Genomic DNA, 15761 nt, shown 5'->3' with positions numbered 1-15761 from the left:
CATTTGAGTGGAGAGCGCACGCATACTCTCCCCGGTCCCATCCGGTCCCTCAAGGGAGGCAGCGCATGGCCCTCACCACCCGTCGCAGAGCCCTCACCACCCTCGGCGCCGCCCTCGCGGGCGTTGTCGCCCTGCCCGCCGGCCAGGCCTGGGCGGGCGGCGGCCACCGCGGCCCGCGCCCGCTGTGGCACGCGCACGCCCACAACGACTACGAGCACCCGCGGCCCCTGTCCGACGCCCTCGGCCACCGCTTCGGCAGCGTGGAGGCCGACATCTTCCTCGTCGGCGACCAGCTGCTCATCGGTCACGACAGCTCAGAACTGGACCCGACCCGCACCCTGGAGTCCCTCTACCTCGACCCCCTCGCCGCTCGCGTCAAGGCCAACCACGGCTCCGTGTACCGGGGGTGGCGACAGCCGCTGCAGCTCCTCATCGACATCAAGACCGAGGGCTCCTCGACGTACGTCGAACTCGACCGGCACCTGCGGCGCTACCCACAGCTGTTCACCCGTTACGCGCACGGCCGCGTCCACCCCGGTCCGGTCACCGCCGTCATCTCCGGCGACCGCGCGGCCCGTCTCCCCATGGAGGCCCAGACCGAGCGCCGCGCCTTCTACGACGGCCGGCTCGCCGACCTCGGCACCGCGGCCCCCGCCTCCTTCGCCCCGCTGATCAGCGACAACTGGACGCTGAACTTCACCTGGGTGGGCGCGGGCCCGTTCCCGGACGGCGAGCGGCAGAAGCTGCGCGACATCACCGGTGCCGCCCACGCGCGCGGGCAGCAGATCAGGTTCTGGGCGACCCCGGACACGGCGGGTGCGACCCGGGACGCCCTGTGGACGGAACTGCTCGCCGGCGGCGTCGACTACCTCAACACCGACGACCTCGCCGGCCTGGAGGCCTTCCTGGACGCACACCTGTCCGGGTAAGACCACACGATCGGAGGACATGTCAGCCGCCCGGACGAACCCCCCGCTACGCCACACTTGCGGCCGAACGCCGCTCATGGGGCGTGGCGGAGGAGGTTCCCGATGGCCGTTTCCATCTCTGTGGTGCTGCTGCTCCTGATCATTGTCGTGATCTTCATGCGCAACGGCGCCCTGAAGATCTCGCACGGCCTGGTCTGCATGCTGCTCGGCTTCTACCTGGCCAGCACCAGCATGGCGCCCACGATCCACAGCGGGCTCACCGCGACCGCCGACCTGGTGAGCAGCCTGCGGCCGTAGGGCGGCCGTCGCGGTCAGGACGAGAAGACCCCGATGCCGTTCGGGACCGGGCGCTCGGATCCGCCGCTCGGGTGGTTGCGGACCGTCACGCTGCTCGCGCCCGTGTCCCGGGTGACCATCTCGGACGAGCCGCCGCCGTCGAGGTTGAACGCGTCGGACGCGCCCAAGCCGTCCATGAGGTCGGCCTCTTCGGCGATGGTCATGCCCGTCCGGTAGGCCGCGGCCCCGTCCAGCGAGAGCAGCAGCATCCTGTGTCCGTCGTCCGCGAGGCCCACGACGGTGCGCACGGCCGAGGTGTTGTCGTCCAGGCCGGACAGCGGCCTGCCGCCACGCAGGACCGGGTAGCCGCCGATCGCGAACCTGTACGGGACCTTGGCCGTGGCCGCCACCAGGTCGTGCGTGACGGTCACCTCGTCGCCGGCGGACAGCTGCCGCAGCTGCTGCGCGCCCTGCTCGCGGCCCACCAGGACCGTGGTGTCCGCGGGGATCGAGCCGGTGCCCGGGGTGTCGGAGGCGGAGACCACCTCACCGCCGCGCACCTTCACCTCGTAGGTGTCCTCGCTGCACGCCCCGGCCCGGTCGGTGTCCGTGCCGCAGGTGGCCCGCTCCCGCGAGACGCTTCCCCACCGCGAGGTGAAGGCGCCGACGGAGTTCTGCGGCAGTGCGTACTGGTTGAGGCCCTTGAGCGGGAACTCCCCCTCCGGCGTGCCGACGGAGCCGCTGAGGGTGAGGCGGTCCAGCCGGGCCCGCCCGTCGGTGCCCACGCCGAGGACGTCCGTCGTGGTCGTACCGGGCGGCAGGGAGGGCCCGAACCGCTGGGCCTTCGGCACCGCCGCCTTGAGCACCTGTCCGCCGGCGATCGCCGGTCCCACGCTCGCGCCCGTCGCCTCCACGCCCGGGTGCTGGGTCTCGCTGATGTTGAAGAAGTCGCCGTTGACCCCGGCGACCGCGCCGGCCGAGTCGGCCAGGTTCGAGACGGTCGCGCGGGCCGCCACCGACCCGGGGTACAGCAGGCCCAGCCGGACATGAGGATTGTTCAGATCGACGGTGAGCAGGTGGGCGTGTGCCCTGCCCGCCGCCTCCTCGATGTCGAACTGCCGGTAGGTGACACCCGGCGCGACCCGCCTGCCCAGTGGTACGGCACCGGCCGGCGCCGCCCCCGCCAGGGCCGCACCGGCCAGTACACCGAGCGCCGTGAGAACCGTGAGAACCGATCTGCCTGCCGTCGTCTGCCGCCGATCACGCGCCACTGCGCCCCCTGAAGTCTCGTCAACTGTCCCAGGACTCAAGAAAGTGCAGCAGACGGCGGTGGCGCGCGGGGGAGCTAGGCGTCGACTACGCGAGAACGAGTGAGAAAACGTACCCCCTCGGGTGCTTCCAGTGAGAATCCGCTCCCTCGTCCGGGTACCACGTCGACGATCAGCCGGGTGTGGCTCCACGCCTCGTACTGGCTCCTCGACATCCAGAAGGTCACGGGCTCCTCGACACCCTCCACCGCCAGTTCCGCCAGCAGCACGTCGGAGCCGCCGGTCCGGAACTCGCCGTCCGGGTAGCACATGGGCGCGCTGCCGTCGCAGCAGCCGCCCGACTGGTGGAACATCAGCGGACCGTGCTCGGCCCGCAGCCTGCGTACCAACTCGGCGGCCTGCGGGGTGAGTTCGACGCGGGGAACTTCCACTTCCATGGTCACCGTCCTGGAGAGCCGGGGCGTCGCAGGTGCCCCAGTCTCACGGCTCGTCAACTGTGCGTCCAGCACGCGTTCTTCAGCGACCGTGGGTCAGCCGTGGCCGAGGACGTCGTCGGTCCGGCCCCACCCGGGCGTCGGCGGCTGCGGCCACCTCGGGGGAGGGGGCAGGGTCTCGGCCGGACCGTCGGACACCAGGCCCGTGGCCGGAGTCCGCCCGCTGAGCCACCCCAGCAGGAGGTGCCCGGGCCCGGCGACCGAGGGGCCCTCGGGAGACAGGGCCCACCGGCGGCCCAGGTCGACCGCCTCGACGCGGGAGAGGGGATGCCCCTGGGTCTGCAGAGTGGCGAGGGTCTCGTCGAGCGCCCAGGACACGTACGACGCCGGCCAGTCGGAGGTGCCGTACTCCAGGCCGAGGTCGGCGTGGTGGTGCTCCAGTTCCCGCTGACACCGCAGCAGGGTGTACCAGGCGGGGTGCCGCCAGCCGGCGAGCGCCGCCACCAGGGTGTCCCACCTCGCCGCGGGCATCCCCCGGGCCTCCGCCACGACCAGGTCCAGGGCCCGCCGTGTCCGGTCGGCCAGCGCGTCGGCGGGCAGGGCGGCGGTCCGCTCGGCCGCCTCGGCCAGGGCGGCCGCATCCTGCCGGGGCCCCGGCGCGGAGCCCGTACGCGCCAGCCGCAGCAGCCAGACGTAGGCGTCCGCGCCGCCCGCGATGTGCGCGAGCACCTGGCCCCGGGTCCAGGGAGCGAGTCCGGAGGGCGCCCGGCAATCGGCGTCGGACAGCGCGTCCATCGTCTGCGCGAGCCGGTCCACGGAGCGGACGACGTCATCGATCAGGGCGTCGACATCGGCCGCGCCCCTCGCGGGGGAAACGTTCATGCACACTCCCGAGCCTCGACATGCACCAAGAGCATCCCAGAGACAAGGAGATGACGGAGGGGCGGGTGCCTGGGAGAGGATGCCCTCATGCGCTACCACTCGCCCTTCGACCGGCCCGAACCGCGCCTCGTGCCCGCCGGCGAACACCCCCTCTGGGACGAGGCCTTGGCAGCGGTCAACCGCGACCTGGCGGTGACCCTGCCCGAGCAGCGGCCCCTGTGCCTCTTCGCGGTGCCCTGGGAGGAGGGCGAACCGGACCAGGTCTACGTCGCCCTTGCCAACGGCGAGTGGCACGGCAACCCTCTGTGGGCCGACCCGGACACCTCCGCCGACGCCCTGGAGGCCGTTGCCGAGGCCGCCCAGGACACGGTCTCGGAGCGCCTGTGGCAGGCATGGCCGGTCTGCGCCGTGCACGACCTGGGGATGCACCTGCGCGAGGAGTCCGGCCGGCCGTCGTGGTGGTGCGCCGGTACGACGGATCCGAAGGACCCGCCGCACATCCGCGCGGCCGTGGGCGAGTTGGAGACCCTCCAGCGCCCGCACCGGCCGAACCGGAAGCGCCGGAAGAACAGCGCGCGGGGCTGACCGGGGGCGGCCGGGGCCCGGCGCGGCGGGCGTGCCATGATCCTCCGATGCGCGAGATCGACGAACTGGCCCAGGTGGACGATCCGGCCTGGCCGCAGCTCCAGGAGCTGCTCGCGGCCACTGCCGTGCCGGTCCGTGTGCTGCCGGGCGACCCCGGCGAAGGCCGCCGGTGCCTGCTGCAGATGCAGGTCACCGCGCGCTCCACGCTCGGCGCGCTCGCGCTGAACTGCGGCGGGCTCGTCCTGGACGACGGGTGGCTGCGGGTGTACGGCGGCGGCTCGGCGGCGACCGGCGGTCTGCCCGGTCTGGGCCGGGTCAACGGCTTCCCGGAGGAGTTCGATCCCGCCTGGCATCCCGCCTCGGGTCTGGTCGTCGGGCACGACGTGCTCGGCGGGGTGTTCGCACTCAACGGCCACGACCCGGCCGGAGCGGGCCGCCCGGGCGAGCCCGGGCAGATGACGTACTTCGCTCCCGACACCCTGGAGTGGGAGGCCCTGGACATGGGCCACTCCAGCTGGGTGCGGTGGCTCCTGTCGGGCCGGCTGGAGACGTTCTACGAGGGGCTGCGCCCGCCGGGCTGGCGCGAGGAGGCCGCCGCCCTGGACCTCTCGCAGGGCATCACCGTCTACCCGTTCCTGTGGTCCGAGGAGGCGCAGGACGACCTCGCTGCCACGACCCGGCTGGCCGTGGCGATGCGCGAAGTCCTGGGTGCGGCGGCGGACTTCGCCCGGCAGCTGGGTCCGGCCGACCCGGGTTTCCTCGGCGAGGCCTGAGGCACCGCCGCCCGGCTGCTCACCCCTGGCGGCGAACGGCACGCATCGCCACCGCGTACACCCCGGAAGCCGCCAACAGCCCCACGGGCAGGGCGAGATCGATGCCCAGGGCGGCTGCCACCGGCCCGGTGTGCACCGTGTCGACGCACGCGGCGGAGGAGGCGACGCCCGCCGCGAGGGCCGGCGCGCCGGCCCAGTTGACCCTGCCGGTGTACCAGAAGGGGCTGCCCGGGGTGTCGTCGGCGAGGACGAGGCCGTCGTAGCGGTTGGCGCAGCCATGCAGCCCACCCACTGCTTCGAGTTCACCCGAGCCGACCACACCGACAACTGGTCGCGCCGGCTCGGCGATGAGCGTGCCGGGCGCGCGTTCCGCTGCCGCGATCTGTGGGCGGCCGGGGCCCGGGTCGTCCTCGGCTCCGACTGGCCCATCGCGCCGTACCCGCCACTGCAGGTCATGGCCGGCACCCGGCACCGCCGCCCCGCCGACCTCTCCCTGCCTCCGCACGGGCCCGACCAGGCCCTCACCGCGCTGCAGGCGCTGCGGGGCATCACCGTCAACGCGGCCTGGGCCGCCGGGGAGGAGCACCTCGCCGGCCGGCTCGCCGTCGGCCGGCGTGCCGACCTGACGGTGCTGGCCGAGAACCCGCTGGAGGTCCCCGACACCGAGCCGGCCGACCTGCCGGTCGTCCTGACGGTGCCGGCGGGCCGGCCCACGCACCAGGCCGCCGACCTGTAGTCGACGGCCCGGGCACCCTTCGGGTCAGCGCTGGGGAACGGGCACCGCCTGTCCGGGCGGGCCCGCCGCCACGGCCGCCGACTTGATCACGTCGACATCACTCGCCCGGACATAGGCGAGCCGGTGGCCGAGCTGGATCTCGTAGTACTCCTCCTGGCCCCGCACCACCGGGGACGGGGAGTCGTTGGAGGAAGGTTTCTCCAGGTAGGAACCGAGGACGCGGGACTGCGTCACATACCGTTGGCCCGCACGGATGGTGTACGGGAGCGGCGACTCCTCGGGCAGCTCGTCCGCATCCTCCGGATAGGCGTCCTCCTCCGGCAGGGCGCGGCCGAACGCCTCGACCTCCCGCAGGCCCTCCTTCGGGGTCACCATCAGGCCGCGCGCACCGACCGCCGTCGGGTGACCCTGCGGATTCTTGAACCAGGCCTTGTGACCCTGGAACCAGATCGCCGTCCAGTCGCCGCTCCGGTCGGCGACCGCGAAGGTCTGGCCCGCCGAGACCCGCGACCCGAGGTCGTTGACGTCCACGGTGGAGTCCTGGCCGTCGGGGTGCCGGCCCGGGTCCTGGATCAACGGCGCGTTGTCGTACGGATCGGTGTGCAGGCGGACCGCACTGGAGCCGTGCGGCGCACACGTCACACCGCTCTTGGTGCAGCCGGTGAACCGCGGCTTGTAGGTGGGGTAGTCCGGCAGGATCATCACGACGTCGCTGTCCGGCCCGGCCGTCGCCTTCAGCGGCGCGCCGAGCAGGTCGAAGTAGTGCCGCCAGTCCCAGAAGGGGCCCGGGTCGTCGTGCATGTCCGGGATGGAGTCCTCGGTCGGGGCCGGCACGTTGTCATGGCCGAAGATGTGCTGCCGGTCGAGCGGAACCCCGTACTTCTTCGCCAGGTATTTCACCAGGCGGGCCGAGGACCGGTACATCGTCTCCGTGTACCAGGCGTCGGGATGCCGCAGGAATCCCTCGTGCTCGATCCCGATCGAACGGGCGTTCACGAACTGGCTGCCGGAGTGCCAGGCCGAGTCCTTGATCCTGACGTGCTGGGTGATGTGGCCGTCCCGGGAGCGGATGGAGTAGTGCCACGACGCCTCCTCCGGATCCTGGATCGTCTGCAGCATCGACGCCAGCGGTGCCTCGGTGTCGTGGATGACGATGTAGTCGATCCGCTGGTCCTTGGGCCGGTCGGCCAGCTGGTGGTTGCCGTACTCGTCGTCGTCGATCTCGACGTACGGCGCGCTGAGCCAGGAGCAGGACAGCTCAGGCGGGCAGTCGACCTCCTTCGGGCGCGGCGCGCCCGTGGTGGCGGGGCGGTGCGGGCGGACACGGGGGCTCGCCGCGAGGGTGACGCGCTGCCCCGCGTCGGTGACGCGGCGCGCGCCCCGGCGGATGACGTCGAAGACGTCGTCGGCGTAGGTCTCCGCCGAGGCCCGGTCGGCGGCGCCCGGGAAGGCGGCCACGGTCTCCCACCAGTCCGCCGGATTGGGGCTGAGCGGCTTGCCGAGCTTTCGCTGGGTCGCCGCGAGGAGGGCCGCGCCGCCGCGCACGTTGGCCGCGTCGTCCGTCCGCAGCTCCTCGGCCGGAAGCCCGGTCAGGCGTGCGGCCCGTCGCAGGTCCGCCGCGGGTTTCGGCATGCCCGAGGAGGGCGACCCCGCGGCCCCCGTGCGCGGCTGTCCCTTCTTGAGCTGTGGCGTCTGCTGGGGCTGGGGCGCGTCCACCAGGTGCATCGGACCGTAGCCGCCGACGACGCTCGGCGCGCCCTGGTGGGAGTCCCACCGCGACTGCAGGTAGGACACGCCCATGAGCACGCTCCGGGGGACGTGGTACTCGTTCGCGGCGGCCTTGTACTCGTCCTGCAGACGTTGGTCGGACGGAGCGACCTCCCCCGAGCGGTCGATCAGCAACGGCACCAGAAGCGCCGCCGAAGCGGTCACACAGATGATCCGCCGGTGCCCGCGTACGGCACTGGAGACGCGGGGGGCGACGCGTTTTTTCATGTAGGTGCCTCCGACGAGGTTCAGCGTGGTGGCCAGGGACAGGTGCGACCAGGGCACAGTTGACTGCCCTTCAGGGCAAAGGGGGTTGCCCTTCGCGTCACCCCTCGTACGTTTCCGTGCCTCGCGCGCCACGTCGCGCCGAGCGTCACCGGCGTGGACCAGCCGTCGGGCACAGGCCACCCGGTCGGCGGCACCCTGCCCGGCCCGGCGTCGGGCTCAGTCCTCGACCGGGTCCACCTGCCAGTCGGCGTGTCCCGGCATGGGCGGGGTGTGCGGCCCGTACAGCCAAGGCGTCAGAAAGGGCGTCAGATCCTCGCCCGCGACGCGGGACGCGAGCCTGACGAAGTCCGCGGTGCCGGCGGCCCGGCCCCGGTACGTCGTCACCCAGGAGCGTTCGATCCGGTCGAAGGTGTCCTCGCCCACCTTCTCCCGCAGCGCATAGAGCACCAGCGCCGAGCCGTCGTAGCGCATCTGCCGGAACAGGGTGGACGCGGTCGGCTCGGCGGGTGCGCCGTCGTCGTGCCGCCACTGGTCGTGCTGTTCGTAGGCGGCGCGCATCATGCCCGCCAGGTCGATGCCGCCGTGGGTGTCGGAGTAGAGCAGCTCGTAGAAACGGGCGTGTCCCTCGCTCAGCCACAGGTCCGACCACCGCCGGATCGCGACGCTGTCGCCGGTCCAGTGGTGGGCCAGCTCGTGCACGAGGTTGCGCTCGGCGCCGACCTGATCCCCCGACAGATCGGCGCCCGGCACGACGGACAGCGACTGGGTCTCCAGGGCCACCGGCAGGTCGGTGTTCCCGACCAGCACGCCGTAGCGGCGGAAGGGATAAGGGCCGAGCCGCTGTTCGAGCCAGGCCAGGTGCTCGGGGGTGAGCGCGCGGTACGCCTCGGTGTCCGTGACCAGGTCCTCGGGGACCACGTCGCGGACGGGCAGCCCGCGCGGACCCGTGCCGTCCACGACGGAGAACCTCCCGATGCCCATCTGGACCAGCTGGGCCGCGACCGGTTCCTCGGAGTCGTAGGTCCACCGGATCCGTCCGTCGGCTTGCCGTACGCGCCCGACGAGCCGGCCGTTCGCCACCGCAGTCAGCCCCGGCGGGGTGGTGATCCGGAAGGTGAACGGTGCCCGCACGCTGGGGTGGTCGTCGGCCGGGCAGACCATCCTGGCGCCGTCGGGCTGGAGCGACAGCAGGGTGCCGTCGGCCGTGGGGACCCAGCCGTAGTCCTGGATCGCGTCGTCGCGGTGGCGTCGCTGCGTCGGGTCGGCGGTGTAGGCGACCCGGACGGTGAACGCACCCCCGCGGGCGATCGGCCTCGCCGGGGTGACGACCAGCTCGTCGCCGTCGCGCACGGCCTTCGCCGGTGTGCCGTCGACGGTGACCGCGTGCAGCATGTTGCCCGCGAAGTCGAGGTCGAAGCGGGACAGGGCCTGTGTGGCGGTGGCACGGATGGTGGTGGTCGCGGCGAAGGGCGTGCGGGGCGCGCGCCAGTCGAAGTCGAGGGTGTAGCGGCGGACCGTGTAGCCGCCGTTCCCGTCGAGCGGCGCGAGCGGGTCACCGAGACCGCGGGCACCGGGGGAGGGGACCTCGCCGGGCGAGCCGGGGGAGGCACCGGGGGCGGGGTGCCCGGCGCGGTCCGGCGCGCGGTGCTCCCCGTCGGGGAGGACGACGGTGAGGGCGGCGGCACCCGCGATGCCGACGGCACCGGCCAGGGTGAGGGCCGCACGGCGGGTACGGATGCGGCGTCGGATGCCGGCGGTCGTGAAGTCCATGGCGGCACTATGTCAGTAAGAGATCATTAATGTGCTTATATCCATCCATTCCGACGCAGCGGCTCCCAGGGCCGGTCTCCGGCGAAAACCTGCCGACTTGCTCCCACGGGGGGAGGTACGGGGCGTAAACCGATCGGATGGGGGAAGAGGGTCATACGGCAAACCGCGGGGAGTGGTCGGCCGTGCCCGGGGTGCCGGGCCTGGGTACGGGGGGAGGGACCAGGCATGGGCGGGCAGCCCCTGTTTCTCCGTCCGCGGCTGGAACCGCGGCTGCGCTCGCTGGCGGAGTCCGGCGAGCTGCTGCACACACTCGTGGACGCGCTCGGGTCGCCGCTGCACGCGGTCGTTCCCGACCAGACGGCCGCGAATCTGGAGCGGTTCCGAGCGGTGTACCGCCGGCATCACCTCTCCGGCCAGGTCTTCTTCGCCCACAAGGCCCATCGGTCCAGTGCCCTGCTGAGGCGGCTGGCCGCCACGGACGCGGGCGTGGACGTCGCATCGCTGGGCGAACTGCAGCACGCGCTCGGCGCCGGATTCACCCCCGACCGCATCACCGCCACCGGACCGAAGAACAGGGAGTTCCTCTGGCTGGCCGCGCGGACGTCGGTCACGGTCGGCGTCGACGGCCGCGACGAGCTGGAGCAGCTCGCCGCCCTCGTTCGCAAGCACGCCCTGCCCCGGGCCCGCGTCCTGCTGCGGCTGTCGGGGTTCGAGACCGCCGGGGTGCGGGTGCTGAGCCGGCGCAGCCGGTTCGGCTCACCCGTACGGGATTTGGAGCCGCTGCTGGAGGCGGTCGAGCGGCACCGTGACGTCCTCGACCCGGCGGGAGTGGCGTACCACCTGGACACCACCAGCCTCGACGAGAAGGCCACGGCGCTCGAAAGCTGCCTGCGCGTGCTGGAGGAGTGCCGGGAGCGGGGACTGCGGCCGTCGGCCGTGGACATCGGCGGCGGATTCGGCGTCAACTACCTTGCCGACCGCGAGCAGTGGGAGCGGTACACGACCGAGCTGACCGCCGCCGTCCTCGGCACCCGGCCACCCCTGACCTGGGGCGGGCACGGCTACGGGCTGCGCAACGAGGCCGGCACCCTGCGCGGCGCGCTCGGGCTCTACCCCGCGCACCGGCCAGTCGCCGGGGCGCGGTACCTGGACGAACTCCTCGCGCACCCCGCCGCGTCGTTCGGCGGCCGCCCGCTGGCCGGCCTGCTGCTGGAGCACCTCTACGACCTGCACACCGAACCCGGGCGGGCACTGCTGGACCAGTGCGGGCTGACCCTCGCGAGGGTGCTGGAGGTCCGCACCCAGGAGGCCGGCGGCGAGCTGCTCGTACAGCTGGAGGCGAAGGCCGACGACATCGCCCTTGAGGCGCACGGCGTCCTCATGGACCCCCTGGTCCTCCCGCGGGACCCGGCACGCACCGGCCCCGCCGCGGAGCCGGTCGCCGTCCATCTCTTCGGCAGCCTGTGCCTGGAGGCCGACCTGATCACCCGGCGGACGGTGTTCCTGCCCCGCCGCCCCGAACCGGGCGACCTGCTGGCCTTCGTGAACACCGCCGCCTACTGCATGGACTTCCACGCCACCCGCGCCCAGCGCCGGCCCGTCGCGCGCAAGGTCGCCGCCTGGCAGGACGGCGGCTCGTGGCGCTGGTGCCTGGACGATCAGTACTGGCCGACCACCTCCGTGGGAGGAGCGCAGTGAGGTACGACAGCATCACCGAGGCCATCGGCAACACTCCGCTCGTGCGCATCGACCCGGCCGTACACGGTCTGACCCACATCGACCTGTACGCCAAGCTGGAACTGCTCAACCCGTTCGGATCGGTGAAGGACCGGGCCGCCTGGAACATGGCGCGTCCCCACCTGCGGGCCGCGGCCGAGGACGGCCGGCAGGTCGTGGAGCTGTCGAGCGGCAACACCGCCAAGGCGCTGGCCGTCCTCGCGGGGATGCACGGCCTGACCTTCAAGAGCGTCACCAACCGGATGCGCATCCCGGAGATCAAGGACCTCCTGCTGCTGCTCGGCGCCGAGATCGAGGAACTGCCCGGCCAGAGCGAGTGCCTGGACCCGACCGCCACCGACGACCCGCTCACCCTCTTCCACCGGACGCTGTCCGAACCCGGCGGTGCCTTCCTGCACACCGACCAGTACTTCAACCCGCGCAACACCGAGGCCCACCTCGCCGGCACCGGCCCGGAGATCGTCAAGGACCTGGACGGCCGGGCCCCGGACTGGTTCATCGCCTGCGTGGGCACGGCCGGTTCCTCCACCGGCGTCGCCCGCGCGCTGCGCGAACACGACCCCGCCGTACGGGTCGTCGGACTGGTCGCGGACAAGTCAGACTTCATCCCCGGCATCCGCACCATCGACGAGGCGCGCGAGGTCGGGCTGTTCGACCCGGGCACCTACGACACGATCGAGGCGGTGAGCGCCGACGACGCGATCGAGGGCATGCTGACGCTCAACCGCCGGTGCGGCATCCTGGCCGGCCCCACCGGCGGAGCCGCCTACTTCGGCGCCCTCCGCCGACTGCGGGCCGCCGACGGCGAACTGACGGAGCGGCAGTCGGCCGTCTTCATCGTCTGCGACCGCGTCGAAAGCTACCTGAGCTACGTCCGCCGGCGGCGCCCGGACCTGTTCGGCCGCCCCAGCCGCAGGAACTCACCGGCCGACGTGTCCGACACCGAGATGCGCGAGGCTCCGGCCGTCGGCGTCGCCGAGGCCCAGGCGTGGATCGCCACCGGCCGGCCGCTCGTGGTCGACCTGCGCAGCCCCTCCGCGTACGCCGCCCTGCACATCGACGGCTCGGTCAACATCGTCGACGAGCTGTTCGAGGAACTGGTCCATGGCGGCCTGCCCTTCAGCCGCAACCGCCCGGTGCTGCTCGCCTGCCCGGTCGGCGAGAAGTCCGCCCGCTACGCCGCGCTGCTGACCCGTATGGGGCACCCGGAGGTCCGCAGCCTGACCGGCGGTATCATCGCCTGGCGCGACGCCGGCGCACCCCTGGTACGGGACCGAGCGGCATGACCGCACCCGGGATCCGTACTCAAGAGCCGTCCGACAGCGCGGAGTTGAGCGCTCTGCGCGCCCAGTTCCCCATCATCACCGGGCACCCGGAGCTGGCCTACCTCGACAGCGCGGCCACCGCGCAGAAGCCGCAGGCCGTACTCGACGCGGTCCAGGCCTACCTCACGACGACCAACGCCAACGCCGGGCGCGGCACCTACACGTGGGCCAACAGGACCACGGCCCTGGTCGAGGAGACCCGGGACCGTGTCAAACGGTTCCTCGGCGATCCGGACCCGGAGCGGTCCGCCGTGCACTTCACGAGCGGCACCACCGAGGGGCTGCGCGCGATCGCCCGCGACTGGCTGCCCCAACTCCTCGCCGACGGCGACGAGATCGTGGTCCCGGTCGCCGACCACCAGGCCAACATCTCACCCTGGCTGGAGGTACGGCAGCAGCTGGCCGGCCAGGGCGTGCGGGTCCGCGTCCTTCCGATGCCGTACCAGCAGGCGTCCGGCGACTACGACCACACGGCGCTGGCGTCCCTCGCCGGGCCACGCACCCGGTTCGTCGCCGTGACCCATGTCCACCACGTCTACGGCGGGAACATGAACATCCACCGCATCCGCGAGGCGGTGGGCCCGGACGCCGTCATCTGCCTGGACGCCGCCCAGAGCGTCGGTCATCTGCCGGTGTCTGTGGCCGAGTTGGACGTCGACTTCGTCGTCTTCTCCGGTCACAAGGCCATGGCCCTGCCCGGCTCGGGGGCCGTCTGGGCGCGCCAGGCAGGCGGGGCGGCGTTCACCCCCGGCGGCTGGCCGGGCACGCCCAACACGGCCGGCATCGCCTCCCTGGCCGCGGCGCTGGACTGGCTGGAGGCCGCCGGGCCCGACCGGATCGAGCGGTGGACGGTCGCCCTGGCGGCCCGGCTCACGGACCGGCTGCGCCACCTGGACGCCTACGAGATCCTCGGCTGCCGGACGAGCGTCGCCGCCGACTCACCCGTACAGCAGCGCCAGGGCATCGTCACCTTCCGGCACCGCGACATCGACTCGGGCGACCTGGGGTTCATCCTCTTCAGCCACGGCTTCATGGTCCGCTCCGACAGCCACTGCCAGGGCAGCGCGGGGGAGAAGGCCGACTCGGTACGGGTGAGCCTGCACGTCTACAACAGCAGGGAGGAGATCGACAGGCTGCTGTCGGTCCTTGCCACCCTCGGGTGATATCAGCCCCCGATAAGAGAATGGAAACCGTTGTCAGCTGTAGCCTCTGCGAAGGAATCAGGGGCGAGACGGCAAGGTGGCACGACCGTATGGGGCTGAGTCTGGCAACGGCCGAGCGATGGGTGCGGCGGTGGGAGCGGCAGCAGGAGCGGTACGCCGTCGACCGTGAGGAGCGCTTCACGGTGATCGCCGACATGGTCGAGCACATCGCCGCGAGCGCTGCCCACCGGCCGCTGATCGTCGACCTCGGCTGCGGCCCCGGATCGCTGGCGGCCCGTCTGGCCCGGCGGCTCCCGGACGCGGACATCGTGGCGGTGGACCGGGACCCGCTCCTGCTGGAGCTGGCCCGCACCCACCACGCGGACGCGGCCCGCTACGTCGACACGGTCATCGGCGAGCACGGCTGGACCGAGGCCCTGGACCTCGACCGCTCGCTCGACGCGGCCGTCTCGACGACGGCCCTCCACTACCTGAGCCCGCAAACCCTGCGCCGCACCTACGGCCGACTGGCCTCGCTCCTGCGCCCCGGCGGCATCCTCGTCAACGGCGACCACCTCCCCCAGGACGACCCCCAACTCGCCCAGATCGCCGGGCACATCGGACTCCGCCGAGCGGAACGCCGACGGGCCTTCGCGCACGAGGACTGGTCCTCCTGGTGGACGGCGATCGCCGAGGACCCCGAAATGACCGATCTCTACACCGAACACCAGGCCCGCCGCCCCCCGACGGGAACGGACAACGCCGCCCGGCTCTCCCTGTCCGCGCACGTACAGCTCCTGCGGCAGGCGGGCTTCGGTCACGCCGGGCCCGTCTGGCAGTACGGCGACAGCTATGTGGTCGTGGCGATCCGCTGATCAGCCTGGTCCGGCTTGACTTCGAGTGTGCTCGAATTCGTAGCGTTCCGGACATGAGCACTGCACAGCACAAGATCGGTTCGGGTTTCGGGGCCGACAGTACGGCCGACGACGTTCTCGAAGGCATCGACCTCGGCGGAAAGCTCGCGATCGTCACCGGTGGCTACTCGGGGCTCGGGCTGGAGACCACCCGGGCGCTCACCAGGGCGGGGGCCGAGGTCGTCGTACCGGCGCGGCGTCCGGACCGCGCGCGGGAGGCGCTCGCGGGTCTGGACCGGGTCGAGGTGGACCAGCTCGATCTGGGCGACCTGGAGAGCGTGCGGGCGTTCGCCGAGCGGTTCCTCGCCTCCGGACGCACCGTCGGCCTGATGATCAACAACGCCGGGATCATGGCCTGCCCTCAGACCCGGGTCGGACCCGGCTGGGAGGCGCAGTTCGCCACCAACCACCTCGGCCACTACGCCCTGGTCAACCGCCTCTGGCCGGCGATCGAACCCGGCGGCGCCCGCGTGGTCTCCGTCTCCTCCCGCGGCCACCACTTCTCCGGCATCCGCTGGGACGACATCCATTGGCAGCAGGGCTACGACAAGTGGGAGGCCTACGGCCAGGCCAAGACCGCGAACGTCCTGTTCGCCGTCCACCTCGACAGGCTCGGCAGGGAGAAGGGGGTGCGCGCCTTCGCACTCCACCCCGGCGGCATCATCACCCCGCTCCAGCGCCACCTGCCCAAGGAGGAAATGGTGGAGGCCGGCTGGATCGACGAACAGGGCAACGTGCTCAACCCCGAGGGCTTCAAGTCCCCGCAGCAGGGTGCGGCCACCCAGGTGTGGGCGGCTACCTCACCCCAGCTGGAGGGCCTCGGCGGCGTCTACCTGGAGGACTGCGACATCGCCGATCCCGCCCCCGAGGGTGAGCGCCTGGGCGTGAAGGCGTGGGCGACGGACCCGGAGCAGGCGGCCCGTCTGTGGGCACTGTCGGCGCAGCTGACGGGCGTCGACGCGTTCGCGGCTTAGATCCCTCACCGAGGCCCGCCT

15 protein-coding genes and 1 pseudogene are annotated in these 15761 nt (G+C 72.4%); 10 read left to right on the top strand and 6 right to left on the bottom strand.

Annotated elements, in window-relative coordinates:
• The first annotated feature begins 65 nt into the window (after positions 1-65).
• Positions 66-929, top strand: a complete 864-nt coding sequence (locus tag ACFYZZ_RS37135; RefSeq protein WP_389185946.1) for a phosphatidylinositol-specific phospholipase C/glycerophosphodiester phosphodiesterase family protein — start codon at positions 66-68, stop codon at positions 927-929.
• Positions 930-1031: 102 nt separating this feature from the next.
• Positions 1032-1226 (top strand): hypothetical protein, encoded by a 195-nt coding sequence (locus ACFYZZ_RS37130; protein ID WP_386580637.1) that lies wholly within the window; start codon positions 1032-1034, stop codon positions 1224-1226.
• A 14-nt stretch (positions 1227-1240) separates the two neighbouring features.
• Here ACFYZZ_RS37130 and ACFYZZ_RS37125 read toward each other — a convergent pair whose 3' ends face one another.
• From ACFYZZ_RS37125 to ACFYZZ_RS37115, 3 genes are all read right to left on the bottom strand, one after another.
• Positions 1241-2476: a phosphodiester glycosidase family protein gene (locus tag ACFYZZ_RS37125; RefSeq protein ID WP_389185943.1), complete on the bottom strand. Its 1236-nt coding sequence runs from the start codon at positions 2474-2476 to the stop codon at positions 1241-1243.
• A gap of 74 nt (positions 2477-2550) precedes the next feature.
• Positions 2551-2910, bottom strand: coding sequence for a DUF779 domain-containing protein (locus ACFYZZ_RS37120; protein ID WP_389185941.1), 360 nt, complete (start codon positions 2908-2910; stop codon positions 2551-2553).
• A gap of 93 nt (positions 2911-3003) precedes the next feature.
• A complete protein-coding gene (locus tag ACFYZZ_RS37115; RefSeq protein ID WP_389185938.1) occupies positions 3004-3789 on the bottom strand; it encodes a maleylpyruvate isomerase family mycothiol-dependent enzyme in 786 nt (261 codons plus the stop codon).
• An 87-nt stretch (positions 3790-3876) separates the two neighbouring features.
• Between ACFYZZ_RS37115 and ACFYZZ_RS37110 the strand changes: the two genes are divergently transcribed.
• Positions 3877-4374: a hypothetical protein gene (locus tag ACFYZZ_RS37110; protein ID WP_389185935.1), complete on the top strand. Its 498-nt coding sequence runs from the start codon at positions 3877-3879 to the stop codon at positions 4372-4374.
• Between the two features lie 47 nt (positions 4375-4421).
• Positions 4422-5147 carry a DUF2625 family protein gene (locus tag ACFYZZ_RS37105; protein WP_389185932.1) on the top strand — a complete coding sequence of 242 codons (726 nt, stop codon included), beginning with the start codon at positions 4422-4424 and terminating at the stop codon, positions 5145-5147.
• A gap of 19 nt (positions 5148-5166) precedes the next feature.
• Here the strand turns inward: ACFYZZ_RS37105 and ACFYZZ_RS37100 are convergent, their stop codons facing one another.
• Positions 5167-5439, bottom strand: a complete 273-nt coding sequence (locus tag ACFYZZ_RS37100) for a hypothetical protein (RefSeq protein WP_389186458.1) — start codon at positions 5437-5439, stop codon at positions 5167-5169.
• Between ACFYZZ_RS37100 and ACFYZZ_RS37095 the strand changes: the two are divergent.
• Positions 5413-5883 (top strand): annotated as a pseudogene (locus ACFYZZ_RS37095) (amidohydrolase family protein); the annotation flags it as partial. The gene ACFYZZ_RS37100 and the pseudogene ACFYZZ_RS37095 overlap by 27 nt on opposite strands.
• 24 nt (positions 5884-5907) lie before the next feature.
• On the opposite strand, the gene ACFYZZ_RS37090 reads toward ACFYZZ_RS37095, so the two are convergent.
• Positions 5908-7878 (bottom strand): N-acetylmuramoyl-L-alanine amidase, encoded by a 1971-nt coding sequence (locus tag ACFYZZ_RS37090; protein ID WP_389186425.1) that lies wholly within the window; start codon positions 7876-7878, stop codon positions 5908-5910.
• 216 nt (positions 7879-8094) lie between these two features.
• On the bottom strand, positions 8095-9648 hold the full coding sequence (locus tag ACFYZZ_RS37085; RefSeq protein ID WP_389185929.1) for a M1 family metallopeptidase: 1554 nt from the start codon (positions 9646-9648) through the stop codon (positions 8095-8097).
• 225 nt (positions 9649-9873) lie between these two features.
• On the opposite strand from ACFYZZ_RS37085, the gene ACFYZZ_RS37080 reads away from it, so the two are divergent.
• The 5 genes from ACFYZZ_RS37080 (at position 9874) to ACFYZZ_RS37060 (ending at position 15740) form a co-directional block, all read left to right on the top strand.
• Positions 9874-11346 carry a Y4yA family PLP-dependent enzyme gene (locus ACFYZZ_RS37080; RefSeq protein ID WP_389185926.1) on the top strand — a complete coding sequence of 491 codons (1473 nt, stop codon included), beginning with the start codon at positions 9874-9876 and terminating at the stop codon, positions 11344-11346.
• Entirely contained in the window at positions 11343-12671 is a 1329-nt protein-coding gene (locus tag ACFYZZ_RS37075; RefSeq protein ID WP_389185924.1) for a pyridoxal-phosphate dependent enzyme, read from the top strand. Before ACFYZZ_RS37080 ends, ACFYZZ_RS37075 begins: the two co-directional genes overlap by 4 nt.
• Positions 12668-13873, top strand: a complete 1206-nt coding sequence (locus tag ACFYZZ_RS37070) for an aminotransferase class V-fold PLP-dependent enzyme (RefSeq protein ID WP_389185920.1) — start codon at positions 12668-12670, stop codon at positions 13871-13873. The genes ACFYZZ_RS37075 and ACFYZZ_RS37070 overlap by 4 nt, the downstream gene beginning before the upstream one ends.
• Before the next feature lie 89 nt (positions 13874-13962).
• On the top strand, positions 13963-14727 hold the full coding sequence (locus tag ACFYZZ_RS37065) for a class I SAM-dependent methyltransferase (protein ID WP_389185917.1): 765 nt from the start codon (positions 13963-13965) through the stop codon (positions 14725-14727).
• 53 nt (positions 14728-14780) lie between these two features.
• On the top strand, positions 14781-15740 hold the full coding sequence (locus ACFYZZ_RS37060; RefSeq protein ID WP_389185914.1) for an SDR family NAD(P)-dependent oxidoreductase: 960 nt from the start codon (positions 14781-14783) through the stop codon (positions 15738-15740).
• Positions 15741-15761 lie beyond the last annotated feature (21 nt).

The sequence above is a fragment of the Streptomyces sp. NPDC001816 genome (assembly GCF_042892235.1).
Classification (GTDB): domain Bacteria; phylum Actinomycetota; class Actinomycetes; order Streptomycetales; family Streptomycetaceae; genus Streptomyces.
Note: the sequence above shows the minus strand (reverse complement) of the source record. Positions and strands in the feature narration are given on the sequence as shown.

Bases quoted from the DNA above. Each gene is read 5' to 3' on its own strand.
- ACFYZZ_RS37135 (WP_389185946.1), top strand. From the start codon at position 66: ATGGCCCTCACCACCCGTCGCAGAGCCCTCACCACCCTCGGCGCCGCC.
- ACFYZZ_RS37130 (WP_386580637.1), top strand. From the start codon at position 1,032: ATGGCCGTTTCCATCTCTGTGGTGCTGCTGCTCCTGATCATTGTCGTG.
- ACFYZZ_RS37120 (WP_389185941.1), bottom strand. From the start codon at position 2,910: ATGGAAGTGGAAGTTCCCCGCGTCGAACTCACCCCGCAGGCCGCCGAG.
- ACFYZZ_RS37115 (WP_389185938.1), bottom strand. From the start codon at position 3,789: ATGAACGTTTCCCCCGCGAGGGGCGCGGCCGATGTCGACGCCCTGATC.
- ACFYZZ_RS37110 (WP_389185935.1), top strand. From the start codon at position 3,877: ATGCGCTACCACTCGCCCTTCGACCGGCCCGAACCGCGCCTCGTGCCC.
- ACFYZZ_RS37105 (WP_389185932.1), top strand. From the start codon at position 4,422: ATGCGCGAGATCGACGAACTGGCCCAGGTGGACGATCCGGCCTGGCCG.
- ACFYZZ_RS37090 (WP_389186425.1), bottom strand. From the start codon at position 7,878: ATGAAAAAACGCGTCGCCCCCCGCGTCTCCAGTGCCGTACGCGGGCAC.
- ACFYZZ_RS37085 (WP_389185929.1), bottom strand. From the start codon at position 9,648: ATGGACTTCACGACCGCCGGCATCCGACGCCGCATCCGTACCCGCCGT.
- ACFYZZ_RS37080 (WP_389185926.1), top strand. From the start codon at position 9,874: ATGGGCGGGCAGCCCCTGTTTCTCCGTCCGCGGCTGGAACCGCGGCTG.
- ACFYZZ_RS37070 (WP_389185920.1), top strand. From the start codon at position 12,668: ATGACCGCACCCGGGATCCGTACTCAAGAGCCGTCCGACAGCGCGGAG.
- ACFYZZ_RS37065 (WP_389185917.1), top strand. From the start codon at position 13,963: ATGGGGCTGAGTCTGGCAACGGCCGAGCGATGGGTGCGGCGGTGGGAG.
- ACFYZZ_RS37060 (WP_389185914.1), top strand. From the start codon at position 14,781: ATGAGCACTGCACAGCACAAGATCGGTTCGGGTTTCGGGGCCGACAGT.